We start from the raw sequence: 19188 nt of genomic DNA on the forward strand, positions 1-19188 counted from the left end.
CGTGGAACATTTTAAAATTGAATATTGAAATGTCTCGTTTTCGAGACGGAATTTAAACTCGGGTTTTGATTTCAAAAATGTTTTTGAGATTAAAATTGCATCCCTGATTTCAGGGCAAATAATAAAAAAAATGTTTCTAGAAGAGTATGATGTAATTGTTGTTGGTGCTGGTCACGCAGGTTCAGAAGCTGCTGCCGCTGCCGCAAATTTGGGTTCGAAAACTTTGTTGGTTACAATGAGTTTGCAAAACATTGCCCAAATGTCTTGTAATCCTGCTATGGGTGGAATTGCAAAAGGTCAAATTGTTCGTGAGATTGATGCGCTTGGTGGTTATTCAGGAATTGTTTCTGATAGAACAGCAATTCAATTTAAGATGTTGAACAAATCAAAAGGACCTGCAATGTGGTCTCCTCGTGTTCAAAGTGACCGTATGCGTTTTGCCGAAGAATGGAGAATGATGTTAGAAGGAACTCCAAATCTTGATTTTTATCAGGAGATGGTTAAAGGTTTGATTATTGAAAATGGAAAAATAAAAGGAATCACTACTTCTTTGGGAGTTGAAATTAGATCCAAATCGGTGGTGTTGACCAATGGAACTTTCCTGAATGGATTGATTCATATTGGAGAAAAACAATTTGGTGGAGGTAGAGCAGGAGAGAGTGCGGCTCATGGAATTACCGAAGATTTGATCAAAGCAGGTTTTGAAGCAGGAAGAATGAAAACGGGAACACCTCCTCGTGTGGATGGTCGTTCTCTGGATTATTCAAAAATGAATGAAGAAAAAGGAGATGCAAAACCTTCTAAGTTTTCGTATTCAGATTTGACTGCGCCATTATCGCATCAGCGTTCTTGTTATATGACTTATACTTCACTTGACGTACATGATATTTTGCGTGAAGGTTTTGATCGTTCGCCAATGTTCAACGGACGAATTAAAAGTTTAGGACCAAGATATTGTCCTTCTATTGAAGATAAAATTAATCGTTTTGCTGATAAAGAACGTCACCAATTATTTGTAGAACCGGAAGGATGGAATACTTGTGAGGTGTATGTGAACGGATTTTCAACTTCACTTCCAGAGGATATTCAATTTAAAGCATTGAGTTCTGTTGCTGGTTTTGAAAAAGTAAAATTCTTTCGTCCAGGTTATGCAATCGAATATGATTATTTTCCACCAACACAGTTAAAACACACTTTAGAAACTAAATTAGTTGAAGGATTGTATTTTGCCGGACAAATTAATGGAACTACAGGTTATGAAGAAGCAGCTTCTCAAGGATTGATGGCGGGAATTAATGCGCATTTAAAAGCGCATGATAAAGCGCCGTTAATTTTAAAAAGAGATGAAGCTTACATAGGTGTTTTAATCGATGATTTAATTACAAAAGGAACTGAAGAGCCTTACAGAATGTTTACTTCTCGTGCAGAATACAGAACATTATTACGTCAGGATAATGCCGATTTTAGATTAACACCAATGTCGTATGAAATAGGTTTGGCTTCTGAAGCGCGTTTGCGTAGAATGGAGCGTAAGCTAAATGAATCGGAAAAGATGGTTGCTTTCTTTAGAGAAACTTCAGTTTCTGTTGCTGAAACAAATCCTATCCTAGAAGAAAAAGGAACTGCTCCAATTTCACAAGGGGATAAGATGTTTAAAATATTTTCTCGTCCGCAAATTGATTTAGAAGACATGATTAAGTTTGAAAAAGTTCAGGCTTACGTTGCCGAAAATGATTTAGACGAAGAAATTTTAGAACAGGCAGAAATCCAAGTCAAATATTCAGGTTATATTGAAAAGGAAAGAAACAACGCTGATAAATTGACGCGTTTAGAAGATGTGAAAATTCCAGCTGATTTTGATTATAATAAAATCAAATCGATGTCTATAGAAGCCAAACAAAAATTAAACAAGATTCGTCCTGTAACTATTTCACAAGCTTCAAGAATTAGCGGGGTTTCTCCTAGCGATATTTCAGTCTTGTTGATTTATATGGGTAGATAAAAAAGTAGTCAGTGTTCAGTAAGTTTTTTTTACTTTAAGTTGAACACTGATTTCTGATTACTAAAGTTATGTTCCACGTGAAACTACGGCCGTAAGCCTTGATATCACTGAAAAGTTTCGATTTAAAAAAACAAAAGGAGTAATAGATATTTTGATTTATTACTCCTTTTAAAAATTACAATAAATTTTAATGTATAATTTCGTCCTCGATTTAACTGAATACTAAAAAGACCACTAACCGCTAAAAAATGGATATTTCAAATAAAACACATTTCCTTACTGTAAAAGATCATTCTGTTTCTAAGGAAATTTTCGAATTGTATTATGATAAAGATTTGGATATGCTAATTACACATCCACAACCCAGGCTTGAAAATTTAGGTAAATATTACGAGAGTGAGGATTACATTTCGCATACCGATAATAAACGTTCTTTATTTGAAAAAGCATATCATTTTGTAAAAAGCATTGCTTTAAAAAACAAATTGAATTTAATCAATTCGCAACAAACTGCAAAAGGTCGAATTTTAGATATAGGTGCAGGAACAGGTGATTTTTTAACGGTTGCTAAAAATGACGGTTGGCAAACGGTTGGAATTGAACCGAGCGATAGAGCAAAAGGAATTGCAATTAACAAAGGAATTTCATTTGTTGAAAATTCAACTATATTAGAAAATAATTCGTTTGATGTTATTACCATGTGGCATGTTTTAGAACATGTTACAAATTTAGATTTTCAAATCAAAGAATTAAAACGTTTGCTAAAACCGGATGGAACTTTGATTGTTGCGGTTCCTAATTTTAAATCTTTTGATGCAAACCATTACAAAGAATTTTGGGCAGCTTTTGATGTGCCTATTCATTTTTGGCATTTTTCAAAAAAGGCAATCCAGATGCTTTTTGAAAAAGAGAATATGATTTTGAAAAAAGTACTTCCCATGAAATTTGATTCTTTTTATGTGAGTCTGCTTTCCGAAAAGTATAAAAATGGAAAAATGAATTTTGTTAAAGCTTTTTTTATAGGATTACAGTCTAATTGGAAAGCAAAACAAAATTTAGAGTATTCTTCATTGATTTACGTCTTAAAAAACAACTAAAACGCATTTTAAAGCTTTTTTACGGCTTTTTTTGGCGTTGAACGTGAATTATATTTGCCTTTTTTTGTTTTTGCTTTATTTCAAATGTATTTACTTCGTTTTTAATAAATTTAAATTATTGCTTTTGCTTGCAGCATAGCAAATGATAATAGTTTAAATTTTTGCCATTTTTTCAGTGTTTTTTAGGATGCTGTCTATTTTTTTATATTTTTGCTCACACACACATTTTTTAATTACAATTTAGTTCAAAATGAAATCAATGATTCACGAATACCAAAAAGGAAATATTTTTAATATGAATAAAAGAATATTATTAATGATCGCAATTTCTATTTCAGTTATTGCTTGTAATAAAACTACAGAAGAAGTTAAAGAAGTTAAAACAGCGTATGTAGATACTTCTGAATTGATGAAAGAATATACAGAAGCAAAAGATCTGGAAGCAAAATATAAAGCGCAATCAGAAGAAAAAGGAAGACAGTTAGACGCAGAGATAAAACGTTTTAAACAAGATGCTGCTAATTTTCAAAATCAAGCGCAAGCTAATGGTCAGGAATGGGCTCAAAAAAGAGCAGCAGAATTGCAAAAAAGAGAGCAGCAATTAGGTTATGCGCAACAAGCTTTAGCACAACAATTACAACAGGAAAGCGGTGCTGAGATGGATACCTTAATTTCAGGTATTAAAAAATTCATTAAAGATTACGGTAAGAAAAACGGTTATGCTTATATTTACGGTACTGGTGATGCAGCTTCTATCTTATATGCTGAAGACAAATACGATATCACTAAAGAAATTATTACAGCATTAAATGATAAATACAAATCTTCATCTAAATCAGAAGAAAAAGTTGAAGAAAAAGCTGAAGATAAAAAAGAAGAAAAAAAATAATCTGATTTAAAAGTCAAAAAAGCCTTCAATTCTAATTTGGATTGAAGGCTTTTTTATTTAATTTAGTTTTTATAATTCTTTTTAAGAAAAAACTTATACTAGTTATCTAATGCAAACCTTATCCGAAGCCGCAAAATATACTTTACAGTTTATCAATCAAACCCAACGTTCGGTTTTTTTGACAGGTAAAGCAGGTACGGGTAAGACTACTTTGCTGCGCGAAATTATTGAAACCACGCATAAAAATACTGTGGTTGTAGCACCTACAGGAATTGCGGCTTTAAATGCCGGCGGCGTAACGATTCATTCGATGTTTCAATTGCCATTTAGCGGTTTTATTCCTTCGCATACTGCTGAATCACAGTTTTCAGAAACGATAAAATTTGAAACAAAGGAAAGTTTGCGCAGGCATTTTAAAATGAATGGTTTGAAGAAATCAGTCATTCGGAATATGGAATTGCTCATTATTGACGAAGTAAGTATGCTTCGTGCCGATTTGCTGGATGCAATGGATTATATGATGCAAACGGTTCGGAAAAAAGCGACTCCTTTTGGTGGTGTACAAGTACTGTTTATTGGAGATTTATTGCAATTGCCTCCCGTAATTCGTGATGAAGAATGGCGTACTTTACGTAATTATTACCGTGGAAAATTCTTTTTTCATTCGCATGTTATTCAGCAATATCCGCCTTTGTATATTGAATTATCTAAAATTTTTAGGCAAACAGATTCTAGTTTTATTTCGGTTTTAAATAATTTAAGAAACAACCAAATCACGCCCGAAGATGTTCAGGTTTTAAATCAGTATGTCAAACCTGATTTTGATTTAAAGGCCAACAAAGGTTATATCACTTTAACGACTCACAATGCTAAAGCCGATGCAATGAATGCTCAAGCTTTGGAAGATTTAAAAGGAGAATTAATTACCTACACACCAGAAATTATAGGCGATTTTCCGGAAAAAATTTATCCTGTAGAATATAATTTGCAGTTGAAAGTGGGTGCCCAAATTATGTTTGTCAAAAATGATTTGAATTATGAGAAGAATTATTTTAATGGTAAAATGGGAATTATCAAATCGCTTTCCAGCCAGGAAATTCTGGTTCATTTTCCTGAAGAAAATAAAACTATAGAAGTAGAGCGTTACGAATGGCAAAACATTCGCTATAAAGTAGATCCTTTGACCAAGGAAGTGGAAGAGGAAGTTTTGGGAACTTTTGTGCATTATCCTATCAAATTGGCCTGGGCCATTACGGTGCATAAAAGTCAGGGTTTGACTTTTGATAAAGCTGCAATCGATGTTTCGCAGGTTTTTATGCCCGGACAAGCTTATGTGGCTTTGTCGCGTTTGCGTTCGTTAGAAGGCTTGGTTTTACTCTCTCCGTTACGTATGAATGGGATTTCTAACGACCAGGATGTGATGGATTATGCGCAAAATAAAGCTTCGGAAGAAGTTTTGAAAAATTCGTTGCATTTTGAAACCAAAAATTTCATTCATAATTATTTGATTAGCAGCTTTGATTGGCAGGATTTGGTACAAGAATGGCGCAATCATAAGTTCAGTTATTCGGATAAAACGGAAAGTTCCGCCAAATCTAAGAATGCACTTTGGGCAGCGAAACAATTGGAGAATATCGAAGCGCATTTGGATCCATCCAAAAAATTTATCCTACAACTGAATAAAATATTTGCCAATGAAACAGTCGATTTAATTCATGTTTCCGAAAGAATTCAGGCAGCCATTGCTTATTTTTTCAAACCCATGGACGAATTGGTTTTTGAGATTTTGTGGAAAATTGAAGAAGTAAAACGACTCAAGAAAGCCAAAGCTTATTTTGAAGAATTATCCGAATTAGAAGAATTACAATCCAAAGCCGTTTTGCGCTTGATGAAGGCCAAATTGTTAATGGAAACCGTGATTGCAAATGAGGCGATTTCGAAAGAAAAACTAAGTTCAGACGAAGTAAAAAAATACCTTTCAAGAAAAAAAGAAGCCATTCAAAATCAATTTAAAGAAGTTAATGTCACTTTGATTGAAGATGAAGAAGATTTGAACCGTTACACTTCGAAGAAAAAAGATAAAAAAGCACCCAAAAAATCGACTGTTGAAGAAACTTTTGATTTGTGGATAGCCAAAAATTCGATTCAGGATATTGCTGATATTCGAAAATTAACAGTTAGCACTATTCAAAGTCATTTGGTCAAATTAATTCAGGACAAAAGAATTTCCATTAGTGAAATTTTGCCTCAGGATAAAATTGATGAATTGGCGGAAGCTTTTAAATTTTACCAAGAAGAATCACTTACTCCGATGAAAGAACAATTTGGTGAGAAATACTCTTGGGAAGAACTGCGTATGTTTAAAGCGAGTTTGAATTAAAAAATCATTGCGAGGAACGACAGCTATCGGAACTAAACAATTTCACTTAAAGATTCTTTGTTGAAAAGTTTTTTAATTAAAAAAGCAATTTTTTATTTAAAACTAAAGTTTTTTTATATTTTTACAACATCAAATTATATAGTAAAAAAGCATAACAAAAATTACTATATAAAAAAACCCGCCTTTGAAAGACGGGCATTTTAAAACTAATCTAAAATCGTTTATTAGCACGGTAGATATTTAGAACAATACCGGAAAAATAAAAAAGGCATTCAGAAATAGTTTTCCAAGATGAAGGATCGTTAAAACTCATTTTAGAAAATTTAAAGTTAATAAATATGAACTTCTGAGGCCTTACAAATAACCACAGTTGGCGCTGTGGTTTTTTTATGTTCAGCTATCAGATACAAAGATTGTAAATTCTTACGGCAATTAAAAGCCAAACTTATTCACAATAACCCCTAGTTTTTAACAAAAACAGAAAACTAGTATTTTTTATTTATAAATTATAATTTACTGATATTCAATAATATAAAAAACAAAATACAGTGATTTTTACCGTAAAATATAGGGTTTATAAAATACAAAACAAGAAAAAAAACGAAAATTTTAAGCGTCAATAATCGCCATAAACGATTAACAAATTGTAAAACGATACAAAGTAAAATTCAAGATAAAACAGCTAATTATATTTGAGTTTTTCTTTCATTTTTTCGCTCTGATAGCTATCGGAACGAAGCAATCTCACTAACTGTTATACAGTGTTTGACTTTTGAAATGAGATTTCTTTGTGAATTTTTGCGTAATCACTAAATCATTTATTTTTTATACTTTTGCAAAAAATATTCTCACTTAAACCGTTTATAGCATGCAACTGTACAACACCTTAAGCGCAGAAGAAAGAGCTGAATTGATAGATCAAGCGGGTAAACAACGTCTTACGTTGTCTTTCTATGCGTATGCCAAAATTGAAGATCCCAAAAAATTTCGCGACGATTTATTTCTTGCCTGGAACGCACTGGATGCACTGGGTCGAATTTACGTTGCTCACGAAGGTATTAACGCCCAAATGAACGTTCCTGCCGAAAATTTTGAAGCTTTCAGAGAAACGCTGGAAGTTTATGATTTCATGAAAGGCATTCGTTTGAACGTAGCCGTTGAGCAAGATGATCATGCTTTTTTAAAATTAACCATCAAAGTGCGCCACAAGATTGTTGCTGACGGACTAAACGATGATACTTTTGATGTAACCAACAAAGGGGTACACCTTAAAGCGAAGGAATTCAATGAAATTCTGGAAGACCCAAACACCATTGTGGTTGATTTTAGAAATCACTACGAAAGTGAAGTCGGTCATTTTAAAGGTGCTATCACTCCAGATGTAGAAACTTTTAGAGAAAGTTTACCTATTATCAATGAGCAACTTCAAGATTTTAAAGAAGACAAAAATCTAGTAATGTATTGTACTGGTGGAATTCGTTGTGAAAAAGCCAGTGCTTATTTCAAACATCAGGGTTTTAAAAATGTGTTCCAACTAGAAGGCGGAATTATTAATTATGCCAAGCAAATTGAAGAAGAAGGTTTAGAAAGTAAATTCATTGGAAAAAACTTCGTTTTCGATAATCGTTTAGGGGAAAGAATTACCGATGATATCGTTTCGCAATGCCATCAATGTGGAAAACCTTGTGACAATCATACCAATTGTGCTAATGATGGTTGTCATTTATTGTTTATCCAATGTGATGATTGCAAGGCTGCTATGGAAAATTGTTGTTCAGTAGAATGTCATGAAATTATCCATTTGCCTTGGGAAGAACAATTGAAATTAAGAAAAGGAAAACAAGTAGGAAATAAAGTATTCCGAAAAGGAAAATCAGAAAGTTTAAAGTTCAAACATTCTGGAGAACTAACGGATATAGCTTTGGCAACAGCTCCTAAAACCAACGATATTCGTCAGAAGATAAAAGTAAAAAAGATTTTAGTAGGTAAAGCAGAGCATTATTATGTGAAAGCTCAAATTGGACTTTTTACTATTGAAAATCAAGAATTAAATTTAGGAGACAAAATTTTAATTTCCGGACCTACAACTGGAAATCAGGAATTGGTTTTAGAAAAAATGTTTGTAAACGGATACGAAGGAATTCAGGCTGTAGCAGGTGATAAATTGACTTTTGCGGTACCATTTAGAATTCGTCTATCGGATAAATTATACAAGATTTTAGACTAAAAAAACATTGTTCAAAATACCTTCAAAAGCCTGTTTCAAACTATTTGAAACAGGCTTTTTTTATAAAAATTTTAATCTTTTGGAAAATTTAAGCCCTTGCAAGTTAAGATTAAAAAATACTATCTTTACGGATTAAACGTTTTAAGAACTTAAGTTGTGCTGGTCACAACACTACATATAAAATTATGGCATGTGCAAGTTGTTCAACTTCTGATGGTGGCGCACCTAAGGGTTGTAAAAATAATGGGACTTGCGGCACCGATAGCTGCAACAAATTAACGGTTTTTGATTGGCTTTCAAATATGAGTTTGCCTAATGGCGACGCTCCTTTTGATTGTGTAGAAGTCCGTTTTAAAAATGGAAGAAAAGAATTTTATCGCAATACCGAAAAATTAACTTTAAGCATGGGAGACATTGTAGCCACAGTGGCTTCTCCTGGGCATGATATCGGTATTGTTACTTTGACTGGCGAATTAGTCCGTATCCAGATGAAGAAAAAAGGAGTAGATCCTAATAGCAACGAAGTTCCAAAAGTGTACCGCAAAGCTTCTCAAAAAGACATTGATATCTGGTCAGCGGCCAGAAACAGAGAAGAACCAATGAAAGTGCGTGCCAGAGAATTGGCTATTCAGCATAAATTAGAAATGAAAATTTCAGATATCGAATTTCAGGGTGACGGATCCAAAGCAACTTTCTATTACACCGCAAATGATCGTGTTGATTTCAGATTATTAATAAAGGATTTTGCTAAGGAATTCAGTACCAGAGTCGAGATGAAACAAGTAGGTTTTCGTCAGGAAGCGGCCCGTTTGGGAGGAATTGGTTCCTGTGGACGCGAATTATGCTGTTCTACCTGGTTAACTGATTTCAGAAGTGTGAATACCTCGGCGGCACGTTACCAGCAATTGTCTTTGAATCCTCAAAAATTAGCCGGACAATGCGGGAAACTGAAGTGTTGTTTAAACTATGAATTAGACACTTATATGGATGCCCTGAAAGGATTTCCTGAATTTGAAACCAAATTAGTAACCGAAAAAGGAGATGCTGTTTGTCAAAAACAAGATATTTTCAAAGGCCTAATGTGGTTTGCTTATACCAACAATTATGCTAACTGGCATGTTTTAAAAATTGATAAGGTCAAAGAAATTATTGCAGAAAATAAGCTGAAAAAGAAAGTTTCTTCTCTTGAAGATTTTGCATTAGAAGTAACGCAGGAAGTTGAAAAAGACTTTAATAATGCGATGGGGCAGGAAAGTTTAACCCGTTTTGATCAGCCTAAAAAGAATAAAAGACACAATAAAAAACCTAAAAAAGCAGTTGAAAATGCTGCGGGTGGTCCCAACAATAAAAAACAAACGAACAAACAAGGTAATAAACCGGCTCAAGGCAATCAGGCTCCTCAAGCCCAACAAAAACCCGCTGGTGAAAAAAAGCCTAAAGGACCCAGAAAACCTATAATTATTAAAAAGAATGAAACTAAAAAATAGCATTTTACTACTTTTAGTTAGCCTGATTTTTTTTTCATGTGATGAAAAAAGAGTTTTTGATGAATATAAATCCGTGGGAAGTGCCTGGCATAAAGACAGTATTGTTTCTTTTAGTTTACCTGAATTAGATTCAACAAAGCGATACAATCTTTTTATAAACATCAGAGATAATAATAATTATCCGTTTAACAATCTTTTTTTGATTGTAACTTTAGAAAAACCAAATGGTTATACTAAAGTGGATACCTTAGAATATCAAATGGCTGCTCCTGACGGAACTCTTTTAGGAAACGGATTTACAGATATAAAAGAAAGCAAATTGTATTTTAAAGAAAATGTAAAGTTCAGGGGAAAATATAAACTTAATATAAAACAGGCGGTAAGAGAAGGAGGTAAAGTTCCCGGAGTTACCCAATTAGAAGGAATTACCGAAGTAGGTTTACGAATTGAAAAAAAAGAATAAATAGTTATGGCAACTAATAAAAAAACAAATACAACTCGCGATTTTAAGTATTACAATAAAAAATTCTGGACACTTTTTATTTATGGAATGGGAGCTATTGTACTTTTTTTCCTGTTTGCTTCCTGGGGGCTTTTTGGTTCCATGCCTTCATTTGAAGACTTAGAAAATCCGGATTCTAATCTGGCTACCGAAATTATCTCTTCAGACGGAGTGGTTATTGGAAAATATTTTCAAACCAATCGTTCGCAGTTAAAATACTCTGATTTGCCTAAAAACCTGGTAGACGCCTTAGTAGCTACCGAAGATGAGCGTTTTTATGAACATTCGGGTATTGACGGTCGTGGTACACTGAGAGCTATTTTTACTTTAGGAACTAATGGTGGTGCGAGTACTTTAACTCAACAATTAGCTAAGCAACTTTTTCATGGTGAAGGGTCAAAATTTTTACCATTTCGTATTATTCAGAAAGCTAAAGAATGGATTATTGCTATTCGTTTAGAAAGACAATACACTAAAAATGAAATTCTTGCGATGTATTGTAATGTATACGATTTTGGTAATTATGCTGTAGGAGTGAGTTCAGCTGCACATACTTATTTTTCAAAATCCCCAAAAGAATTAACTGTTGATGAATCAGCAATTTTGGTTGGAATGTTTAAGAATTCAGGTTTGTATAATCCGGTAAGAAATCCTGTAGGTGTAAAAAACCGAAGAAACGTGGTGCTTGCGCAAATGGAAAAAGCCAATATGATTTCTAAATCTGAAAAAGAAAGATTGCAGGCTTTACCTATTACGCTGCATTTTAAATTAGAGAGTCACAGAGAAGGAACTGCAACCTATTTTAGAGAATATTTACGTGATTACATGAAAAAATGGGCCGAAACGAATAAAAAAGCAGACGGTACAGATTATGATATTTACAAAGACGGATTAAAAATATATACCACCATTGATTCCAGAATGCAACAGCATGCAGAAGAAGCTGTAAAAGCACACATGGCAAATCTTCAGGAGCAGTTTTTTATTGACCAGAAGAATAATAAAAATGCACCATTCGTTAATATTTCTGAAAAAGAGACCAATCGTATCTTAAAACAGGCAATGAAAGCGTCAAATCGATGGTATGTGATGAAATCAATGGATAAGTCTGAAGATGAAATTATAGAGTCTTTCAGTAAAAAAACAAAAATGACTGTTTTTACATGGAAAGGAGAGAAGGATACCATTATGACACCTTTAGATTCCATTCGTTATTACAAACATTTTTTACAGAGCGGATTGATGGCTATGGAACCGCAAACAGGTAACATAAAAGCATGGGTTGGTGGAATTGATTATAAATATTTCCAGTACGATCACGTAGCACAAGGAGCAAGACAGGTAGGTTCTACTTTTAAACCATTTGTATATGCTACCGCTATTGAACAACTGAATATGTCTCCTTGCGATTCCATTATTGATGCGCCATTTACAATTCCTGTAGGACGTCATCATGTCACCGCAACCTGGACTCCAAGAAACTCTAATAACACTTATCTGGGAATGGTAACTTTGAAAAAAGCACTGGCCAATTCGATTAATACTGTTTCGGCTAAATTAATTGACAAAGTAGGACCGGAAGCAGTTATTAAATTAACCCATAAGCTGGGTGTTAAAACCAGCATCCCTGCACAGCCTTCTATTGCACTTGGAGCAGTAGATATTACAGTGGAAGAAATGGTAGCAGCTTACAGTACGTTTGCAAATCAGGGAGTATATAATAAACCTCAGTTTTTATCCAGAATTGAAGATAAAAGCGGAGTAGTTATCTATGAACCTATTCCGGAATCGCATGATGTGCTGAATAAAGACATTGCCTTTGCCGTTATCAAATTACTGGAAGGGGTTACCGAAGGTGGTTCAGGGTCAAGATTGAGAACACAGTACGGAGGAAACGGAGACAAACGCTGGACGGGTTATCCGTATATGTTTACTAATCCTATTGCAGGTAAAACAGGTACTACACAAAACCAGTCTGATGGATGGTTTATGGGAATGGTTCCTAATCTTGTAACAGGAGTATGGGTTGGATGCGAAGATCGTTCGGCACGTTTTAAAAGTATAACTTATGGACAGGGTGCTACTGCAGCATTACCTGTATGGGGATATTTTATGAAGTTATGTTATCAGGATCCCGATTTAAAAATTTCGAAAAAACCATTTGACCGCCCTGCAAATCTTTCAATAAAAGTAGACTGTTATCAGGCACCAAAAGTAAAAGATACTACTGCTGTTATTCAGGATACTGATGAATTTGAATTTTAAAATAAATAAAAAAATAGCTTCTCAACAGGAAGCTATTTTTTTGTTTATCAACGAATGCGAATATTGTTTTTTCTTTTGAAAATAAAGCCTTATTTTTAAGAATCAAAAGCAATCCATTTCGATATGATTAATAAAAAAGTAAATTCGGTTCAGGAAGCACTTCAGGATATTCAAGATAATTCAACCATCATGTTAGGCGGTTTTGGATTGTGTGGCATTCCTGAAAATTCTATTGCCGAATTAGTCCAAAAAGAAACTAAAAACCTCACTTGTATTTCTAATAATGCAGGTGTTGACGATTTTGGTTTGGGTTTGCTTTTGCAAAAAAAACAAATCAAAAAAATGATTTCTTCCTATGTTGGCGAAAATCACGAGTTTGAACGTCAGATGCTTTCTGGCGAGCTCGAAGTAGAGTTGATTCCACAAGGAACTTTAGCCGAACGTTGTCGTGCCGCTCAAGCCGGAATCCCCGCTTTTTATACTCCGGCAGGTTATGGAACCGAAGTTGCCATTGGCAAAGAAACCAGAGAATTTAACGGAAAAATGCATGTAATGGAATTGGCTTTCAGTGCCGATTTTGCCATTGTAAAAGCATGGAAAGGCGATACTGCCGGAAATCTAATTTTCAAAGCTACGGCCCGGAATTTCAATCCCTGTATGGCCGGAGCTGCAAAAATTACCATTGCTGAAGTCGAAGAATTGGTCGAAGCAGGAACTTTAGATCCCAATCAAATTCATATTCCGGGCATTATGGTGCAGCGTATTTTTCAGGGAGAGAAGTATGAAAAAAGGATTGAGAAACGTACTGTTCGAAAAAGAGAATAGAATAAAGAAACTAGAGAAAAGAAACTAGAGAAAAGAAATAGTGTTCAGCTTGAATAAAACTTAAATGACTTTTATGTATCAAAAATATAATTATGGCTTTAACAAAAGAAGATATCGCAAAACGAATTGCTCAGGAACTTAAAGACGGCTTTTACGTTAATCTGGGAATAGGAATACCTACGCTCGTGGCAAATTATATACCGGAAGGAATAAACGTTGAAATACAAAGCGAAAATGGCGTTTTAGGGATGGGTCCGTTTCCTTTTGAAGGCGAAGAAGACGCTGACCTTATCAATGCGGGCAAACAAACTATTACCACGCTTCCTGGTGCAAGCTTTTTTGATTCTGCAATGAGTTTTGGAATGATTCGCGGTCAACACGTTGATTTAACGATTCTGGGCGCTATGGAAGTGGCTGAAAACGGTGATATTGCCAACTGGAAAATTCCCGGAAAAATGGTCAAAGGTATGGGAGGGGCGATGGATTTAGTGGCTTCGGCCGAGAATATCATCGTAGCGATGATGCACGTCAATAAAGCAGGAGAAAGTAAAATTTTAAAAAAATGTTCGTTACCCTTAACAGGCGTTGGATGCGTAAAAAAAATAGTAACTGAGCTAGCCGTTATGGAAATCACTCCCAAAGGAATTAAATTGCTCGAAAGAGCCCCAGGCGTTTCGGTAGAATATATTATCGCTTCTACGGAAGCCAATTTAATCATTGAAGGAGAAATTCCGGAGATGATAATTGATTAAAAATATAAACCGCAGATTTACAGGTTTTTAAAAATAACCTGCGAATCTGCGGTAACTTTTTTTTGTATTAGAATCTAAGTGACTTAGCAACTTAGAATCTCACATTATAAATTCTCAAAGAAATCATTTCCTTTATCATCAGTAATAATAAAAGCAGGGAAATCTTTTACTGTGATTTTACGAACGGCTTCCATGCCTAATTCTTCAAAGTCAACTACTTCTACTTGCAAAATATTATCCTGAGCTAAAATCGCTGCCGGTCCTCCGATAGATCCTAAATAGAATCCGCCGTAAGTTTTACAGGCATTCATCACATCTTTAGTACGGTTTCCTTTAGCAAGCATTACCATGCTTCCACCATTTTTCTGGAATTCTTCTACATAGACGTCCATACGTCCTGCGGTTGTAGGTCCAAAACTTCCTGAAGGCATTCCGTCCGGAGTTTTAGCCGGTCCAGCATAATATACGGGGTGATTTTTAAAGTATTCCGGCATTGGTTTACCAGCATCCAATAATTCTTTGATTTTAGCGTGTGCAATATCACGGGCAACAATCAAAGTTCCGTTTAGTTTCAAACGCGTTTTAATTGGGTATTGCGATAATTTTTTAAGGATATCAGCCATTGGCTGGTTCAAATCAATTTCAACCGCTTCCTCCAAATGTGGTGGTGTTTCAGGCAATAATCGTTTTGGATTTATTTCTAATTGTTCTACGAAGATTCCGTCTTTGGTAATTTTACCTTTGATGTTTCTGTCTGCTGAACAAGAAACTCCTAATCCTACCGGACAGGAAGCAGCATGACGTGGCAAACGAATCACACGAACATCATGTGTAAAATATTTTCCTCCAAATTGTGCTCCAATAGCACTTTCCTGACAAATTTGCTGTACTCTTTTTTCCCATTCCAAATCACGGAACGCCTGACCTGCCATGTTTCCAGTAGTTGGTAAATTATCAAAATAACCTGCAGATGCTTTTTTAACGGCGGCTAAATTTGCTTCGGCAGAAGTCCCTCCAATTACTAAAGCCAGGTGATACGGTGGACAAGCCGAAGTTCCTAAATCCATGATTTTTGCACGAATGAAAGCATCCATAGATTTTTCATTCAATAAGGATTTGGTTTGTTGGTACAAATAGGTTTTGTTAGCCGAACCGCCACCTTTTGCTAAAAACAAGAATTCATAAGAAGCTCCTTTTTTCGAATAAATATCAATCTGTGCCGGAAGATTAGAACCTGAATTCTTTTCTTCAAACATGCTGATAGGTACAATCTGTGAATAACGAAGGTTTCTTTCCTGATAGGTGTTAAAAATCCCTTTAGAAAGCCATTCGGCATCATCAACACCTGTATATACGTTTTCTCCTTTTTTAGCCATTACAATCGCTGTTCCGGTGTCCTGACACGAAGGTAGTTCACCATCTACTGCTACGGCTGCATTTTGTAACAGATTATAAGCTACAAAACGATCATTGTCCGTTGCTTCAGGATCGTCCAGAATAGCTCTTAATTTTTCCAAATGTGAAGTCCGCAACATAAAAGAAACATCTTTCATCGCTTCCTGTGAAAGCAATTCCAAACCTTTTGGGTCAACGGTCAGTATTTCTCTGTCACCTAGTTTTTCTACTTTTACGTAATCAGAAGTAATTTTTCGGTATTGAGTATCGTCTTTTAAAATTGGATAAGGATCCTGATATATAAAGTCCATGAGTATTTTATTTTTTTGGCAAAGATAAAAATTATTTAACGTAGGCACAGTCTTTTAATAGCTGCTATTCTTTCGTAAAATCAGACATTTTGTTATAAAATCAAACAAAAAGAGATGATATTTGTCAAATACCACCTCTTAGTTTGTATAATTAATCTTTTGAAAATTAGGCTAATAAGCTCGTTACTAAAAAAAGAATAAGCAATCCTATCGCGATGTATTTGGTGTATTTTGACATTTTGTTAGTTGGTTTAATGATTAATAAATGTTTTTTTTTCAAGAAATCAAAAGAATGAAAAATTGATTGAAAATCCTAAAATTATTTTCAGATAAATCCGTTGAGATAATCAAATCTATTTAGATGAGAGTCGTAGGCTCGGTATATTAAATTTAAAAAAACCAACTTGCCACAAAAATCGCCGTAATCACACAAATTAAATCAACTAATAACATGATAGGCAAGGCATAACGGGTATTTTTGATGTTTACAGAACCAAAGTAAACCGCAATAACATAGAACGTACTTTCGGCACTACATTGAAAAATACTACTCAGTCTTCCGGTTAGAGAATCGGCACCAAAGGTGTTCATTGAATCAATCAAAAATCCTCTTGATCCTGCTGAACTAAATGGTCTTAACATCGCTACAGGCAAAGCATCTGTAATTTGTTTATTGACACCCATATTCGAAAAAACAAAAGCAATCCCATTGCTAATGATTTCAAATAAACCACTGTTTCTGAATAACGAAATAGCGACTAACATCCCTAAAACATAAGGAAAAATAACCACTCCGGTTTTCACACCATTATTCGCTCCCACAACAAAAGCATCAAAAACGGTCGTGCCGGATTCGGCAAATTTCCTCTCTTTAAAAAAGGAAAAGATTAAAGTAAAAACGATGATGGCTACCAATATTAATGCTGAAAGATTAGAAGTAAAATAGTTTTTACCTATTAAATCCAAATGATTCACATACATTAAAAGGCCGATGATGGCTGCAATTAAAGTGATTAAAGCCAATACCAGAGAAGCACTTTTGAAATTGATTTTTTGTTTGACCCCAACAATTAAAAAAGCTGCAATTGTACCAATAAAAGAAGTAATGATACAAGGTAACATCACATCAGCAGGATTTGCCGCACCAGCTGCCGCGCGATATCCAATAATAGAAGTTGCAATTAAAGTTAGTCCCGAAGCATGCAAACACATAAACATAATTTGGGCGTCACTGGCTCTGTCTTTTTCAGGATTGAGTTCCTGCAAACTTTCCATCGCTTTAAGTCCAAAAGGCGTTGCAGCCGAATCCAGTCCCAGAAAATTAGCAGCAAAATTTAAGGTCATATACGATATTGACGGATGATTTTTAGGAATAGTTGGAAACACTTTTACAAATACGGGACTCAAAACAACAGCCAGTTTTCCGGATGCTCCCGAGATGATTAAAAGCTCCATCAAGCCACAGAAAAAAGCCAGATAAGCAATCAACGGTAAAATCAAATCAACTAAAGTACTTTTACAGGTAGGTAATAATCCATCCGATTTTTGAACACCGCTGTAAATTTTTACCGTTTTTGCAGAATAAACATAAGTAGTATCCGGATTTGAAGTAATATTGTTAATGACCATCGTTTTATCGGGAGCTTTTTCTATACTGTCTTTTATAAAAACAGGCAATTGATCGATGTATTTTTCAGAAATTAAAATAGGTTCATCTTTCTTACCATTTAGTACATGATCAATCGTGTAACTGTTTCCAGTAAATAAACTCACTACAATAAAAATAATCGACGAAATAAATATTACTAACCAGAATCTACTTAATACCATAATTTATAATTTTTGTAAATGTAAATATTTAACCGCAAAGTTCACAAAAGGTTTTCTCAAAGGACACTAAGAAATAATTTGTTGTTTTTTATTTCGGTTTAAATAATATTTAATTACGAAGACAAGCATAGTTAATTGTTGAAATAATAGTGTATACGCTCCATAAACTAACATTTCTGGGGCATTTATGAATACAATTGCAAAATAACCAATAGTAAGTATATTCAATGAAATAATAACTAGGTGTTTTTTGTAGAAATAAATTATGGGAGTAAATAGAATTGAAATAAATATTATTGATAACCAGATGCTATCAATAATAGAAAGTAATTCTAGTTTAAAAAGTTTTATATTATCATAAAAATCTTGATATAAATATCTCGATTCATATGTTATAGTACTTGTTTCGAATCCACAGCCTATTACTGAATTTTCATAAAAAGGAAACGTTAATCCAATAACTCCCAATATATATAAAGCATATAATATTTTCTTTTCCATAATGGTTGATTACACATGAATAATCTCATCGTCAATCAATAAATCTTCTCTTCTAAGGCGGAGGAAAATTTGTGCTACGGCAATGGTGTCTTTTTCGCAATAGGTTACAATGCGGTCAATGTCTTTGTCTACATAAAAAACGTGTCCTACCTGACTGCCGTCGATATCGCCTTTGGGAGAAGGAATCCCCAGAACTTTACACATCAGTTTTAAAGAAGTGAAATGTTTGTAATCGCCAAATTTCCATAATTCTAAAGTATCTAAATGTGGAATTTCCCAAGGTTTTTTTCCAAATAAATTCAGTTTGTCCGGAATTGCAATTTGATTGATAATCATTCGACGAGCTAAAAACGGGATGTCAAATTCTTTGGCATTATGTCCGCACAAGACATGTTGCGGTCCGTTGAAATGATTGTTTAATAAATTGCTGAAGTCTTTGAGGATTTTCTTTTCTTCTCCAAAAAAAGAAGTCACCCTAAAGTTTCTGATGTCATTTTTATTGGCAAAAAAACCAACAGAGATACAGACAATTTTTCCAAACTCAGCCCAAATTCCGGCACGGTCATAAAATTCTTCAGCTGAAAAATCATCCTTACGCTGGTATTGCGTTTTTTGCTCATACAAGGTTTTCATTTCATCGTCTAATGAATTGAAATCCGCTGTTTCAGGAACCGTTTCTATATCCAGAAAAAGGATGTTGTTGAGGTTGATTTTTTCTATCATGT

General features: G+C 34.4%; 13 protein-coding genes. 10 read left to right on the plus strand and 3 right to left on the minus strand.

Annotated features, from left to right (window positions below; all coding sequences use genetic code 11):
* The first annotated feature begins 130 nt into the window (after nucleotides 1-130).
* The 10 genes from mnmG to ACSV4D_RS03025 all read left to right on the plus strand — a co-directional run bounded on the left by mnmG (nucleotide 131) and on the right by ACSV4D_RS03025 (nucleotide 14426).
* Nucleotides 131-2002, plus strand: a complete 1872-nt coding sequence (gene mnmG / locus ACSV4D_RS02980; RefSeq protein ID WP_439227081.1) for a tRNA uridine-5-carboxymethylaminomethyl(34) synthesis enzyme MnmG — start codon at nucleotides 131-133, stop codon at nucleotides 2000-2002.
* A gap of 248 nt (nucleotides 2003-2250) precedes the next feature.
* The gene (locus ACSV4D_RS02985; RefSeq protein ID WP_439227082.1) at nucleotides 2251-3099 is read left to right on the plus strand and encodes a class I SAM-dependent methyltransferase; all 849 of its coding nucleotides are present in this window, start codon (nucleotides 2251-2253) and stop codon (nucleotides 3097-3099) included.
* Nucleotides 3100-3358: 259 nt separating this feature from the next.
* A complete protein-coding gene (locus ACSV4D_RS02990) occupies nucleotides 3359-3988 on the plus strand; it encodes an OmpH family outer membrane protein (protein ID WP_439227239.1) in 630 nt (209 codons plus the stop codon).
* 109 nt (nucleotides 3989-4097) lie between these two features.
* Complete coding sequence (locus ACSV4D_RS02995) at nucleotides 4098-6368, plus strand: helix-turn-helix domain-containing protein (RefSeq protein ID WP_439227083.1); 2271 nt, start codon at nucleotides 4098-4100, stop codon at nucleotides 6366-6368.
* Between the two features lie 868 nt (nucleotides 6369-7236).
* The gene (gene trhO, locus ACSV4D_RS03000; protein WP_439227084.1) at nucleotides 7237-8595 is read left to right on the plus strand and encodes an oxygen-dependent tRNA uridine(34) hydroxylase TrhO; all 1359 of its coding nucleotides are present in this window, start codon (nucleotides 7237-7239) and stop codon (nucleotides 8593-8595) included.
* 185 nt (nucleotides 8596-8780) lie between these two features.
* Nucleotides 8781-10082, plus strand: coding sequence for a PSP1 domain-containing protein (locus ACSV4D_RS03005; RefSeq protein ID WP_439227085.1), 1302 nt, complete (start codon nucleotides 8781-8783; stop codon nucleotides 10080-10082).
* Complete coding sequence (locus tag ACSV4D_RS03010; protein ID WP_439227086.1) at nucleotides 10066-10545, plus strand: gliding motility lipoprotein GldH; 480 nt, start codon at nucleotides 10066-10068, stop codon at nucleotides 10543-10545. The genes ACSV4D_RS03005 and ACSV4D_RS03010 overlap by 17 nt, the downstream gene beginning before the upstream one ends.
* Nucleotides 10546-10551: 6 nt before the next feature.
* On the plus strand, nucleotides 10552-12849 hold the full coding sequence (locus tag ACSV4D_RS03015) for a penicillin-binding protein 1A (RefSeq protein WP_408080367.1): 2298 nt from the start codon (nucleotides 10552-10554) through the stop codon (nucleotides 12847-12849).
* A gap of 123 nt (nucleotides 12850-12972) precedes the next feature.
* The gene (locus ACSV4D_RS03020) at nucleotides 12973-13674 is read left to right on the plus strand and encodes a CoA transferase subunit A (RefSeq protein WP_439227087.1); all 702 of its coding nucleotides are present in this window, start codon (nucleotides 12973-12975) and stop codon (nucleotides 13672-13674) included.
* A gap of 92 nt (nucleotides 13675-13766) precedes the next feature.
* Nucleotides 13767-14426: a CoA transferase subunit B gene (locus tag ACSV4D_RS03025; RefSeq protein WP_439227088.1), complete on the plus strand. Its 660-nt coding sequence runs from the start codon at nucleotides 13767-13769 to the stop codon at nucleotides 14424-14426.
* 104 nt (nucleotides 14427-14530) lie between these two features.
* On the opposite strand, the gene ACSV4D_RS03030 is transcribed toward ACSV4D_RS03025, so the two are convergent.
* The 3 genes from ACSV4D_RS03030 to ACSV4D_RS03040 all read right to left on the minus strand — a co-directional run bounded on the left by ACSV4D_RS03030 (nucleotide 14531) and on the right by ACSV4D_RS03040 (nucleotide 19186).
* The gene (locus ACSV4D_RS03030; protein WP_439227089.1) at nucleotides 14531-16132 is read right to left on the minus strand and encodes a fumarate hydratase; all 1602 of its coding nucleotides are present in this window, start codon (nucleotides 16130-16132) and stop codon (nucleotides 14531-14533) included.
* Nucleotides 16133-16522: 390 nt separating this feature from the next.
* On the minus strand, nucleotides 16523-17962 hold the full coding sequence (locus ACSV4D_RS03035) for a nucleoside recognition domain-containing protein (RefSeq protein ID WP_439227090.1): 1440 nt from the start codon (nucleotides 17960-17962) through the stop codon (nucleotides 16523-16525).
* 510 nt (nucleotides 17963-18472) lie between these two features.
* The gene (locus ACSV4D_RS03040; protein WP_439227091.1) at nucleotides 18473-19186 is read right to left on the minus strand and encodes a 3'-5' exonuclease; all 714 of its coding nucleotides are present in this window, start codon (nucleotides 19184-19186) and stop codon (nucleotides 18473-18475) included.
* Nucleotides 19187-19188: the final 2 nt, after the last annotated feature.

It is taken from the genome of Flavobacterium sp. ARAG 55.4 (assembly GCF_051846875.1).
GTDB lineage: Bacteria > Bacteroidota > Bacteroidia > Flavobacteriales > Flavobacteriaceae > Flavobacterium > Flavobacterium plantiphilum.

Coding starts and splice junctions, on each gene's coding strand:
- ACSV4D_RS02995 (WP_439227083.1), top strand. CDS start 4,098: ATGCAAACCTTATCCGAAGCCGCAAAATATACTTTACAGTTTATCAAT.
- ACSV4D_RS03005 (WP_439227085.1), top strand. CDS start 8,781: ATGGCATGTGCAAGTTGTTCAACTTCTGATGGTGGCGCACCTAAGGGT.
- ACSV4D_RS03025 (WP_439227088.1), top strand. CDS start 13,767: ATGGCTTTAACAAAAGAAGATATCGCAAAACGAATTGCTCAGGAACTT.
- trhO (WP_439227084.1), top strand. CDS start 7,237: ATGCAACTGTACAACACCTTAAGCGCAGAAGAAAGAGCTGAATTGATA.
- ACSV4D_RS03010 (WP_439227086.1), top strand. CDS start 10,066: ATGAAACTAAAAAATAGCATTTTACTACTTTTAGTTAGCCTGATTTTT.
- mnmG (WP_439227081.1), top strand. CDS start 131: ATGTTTCTAGAAGAGTATGATGTAATTGTTGTTGGTGCTGGTCACGCA.
- ACSV4D_RS03030 (WP_439227089.1), bottom strand. CDS start 16,132: ATGGACTTTATATATCAGGATCCTTATCCAATTTTAAAAGACGATACT.
- ACSV4D_RS03020 (WP_439227087.1), top strand. CDS start 12,973: ATGATTAATAAAAAAGTAAATTCGGTTCAGGAAGCACTTCAGGATATT.
- ACSV4D_RS03015 (WP_408080367.1), top strand. CDS start 10,552: ATGGCAACTAATAAAAAAACAAATACAACTCGCGATTTTAAGTATTAC.
- ACSV4D_RS03035 (WP_439227090.1), bottom strand. CDS start 17,962: ATGGTATTAAGTAGATTCTGGTTAGTAATATTTATTTCGTCGATTATT.
- ACSV4D_RS02985 (WP_439227082.1), top strand. CDS start 2,251: ATGGATATTTCAAATAAAACACATTTCCTTACTGTAAAAGATCATTCT.
- ACSV4D_RS02990 (WP_439227239.1), top strand. CDS start 3,359: ATGATTCACGAATACCAAAAAGGAAATATTTTTAATATGAATAAAAGA.
- ACSV4D_RS03040 (WP_439227091.1), bottom strand. CDS start 19,186: ATGATAGAAAAAATCAACCTCAACAACATCCTTTTTCTGGATATAGAA.